At 71.4% G+C, this 832-nt stretch carries 1 protein-coding gene; it reads right to left on the bottom strand.

The annotated features are described in order from the left end of the window. Nucleotides 1-820: quinone oxidoreductase (locus tag QK442_RS36220; RefSeq protein WP_282698393.1), on the bottom strand; the 820-nt coding region annotated here is incomplete at its 3' end. Between the last annotated feature and the right edge of the window lie 12 nt (nt 821-832).

The following is an 832-nucleotide window of genomic DNA, read 5'->3' as shown; positions in this document are numbered from 1 at the left end:
GGGCGGCCTCGGACAACGCGTAGCGGCCCGTCACGGTGACCTCAAGCGCCTTGGAGCGCACCCACTCGAACACATCGGCGGCCCGTCGGAGCAGTTCGGACCGATCGGCGATGAAGTCCCCGAGGCTGGGCCGGATCAGGGTCAGCGAACCGCCCTGGGCGAGCCGAATCGGATCGAACGGCGGCACGGCACCACTTGCCGCGCCGAAGAGCACGAGATGGCCGCGGGCTCGCAGGCTGGTGAGGCTCGCGTCGAAGGTGTGCGCGCCGACGCCGTCGAAGACGACCGGCAGTCCCTGACCGCCGTTGAGCCGCCTCACCTCGGCCGCGAGATCGTCGACCGCGGAGGAAAGGATCACCTCGGCGGCCCCGGCACGCTTCGCCAGCTCGGCCTTCGCCGTGGTCGACGTCGTGCCGATCACCCTGCCGCCGAGATGGGTGATGAGCTGGGTCAGAAGCAGCCCCATGCCACCGGCAGCCGCGTGCACGAGCACCGTGTCGCCCCCCTGGACCGGGTAGGCGTCCTTGACGAGATAGTGCGCGGTCATGCCTTGGAGGAGCACGGCGGCGGCTGTCTCGAAGCCGATGTCGTCGGGCAGCGGCACCAGCCGGGAGGCGTCCACGACGGCCCGCTCGGCATACGTGCCGGGAATCTCCACCCAACCGACCCGGTCCCCGACCGCCACGTCAGCGACGCCGGGTCCGACTTCGACGACCGTGCCGGCGCCCTCAGTGCCCGGGGTGAAGGGCAGCGGGAGGCTGTACCGGCCCTCGCGGTGGTAGACGTCGAGGAAGTTGACCCCGGACGCGGCGACCTCCACGACCGCCTCGCC

The organism is Streptomyces sp. CC208A (assembly GCF_030010625.1).
Taxonomy (GTDB): Bacteria; Actinomycetota; Actinomycetes; order Streptomycetales; family Streptomycetaceae; genus Streptomyces.
Note: the sequence above shows the minus strand (reverse complement) of the source record. Positions and strands in the feature narration are given on the sequence as shown.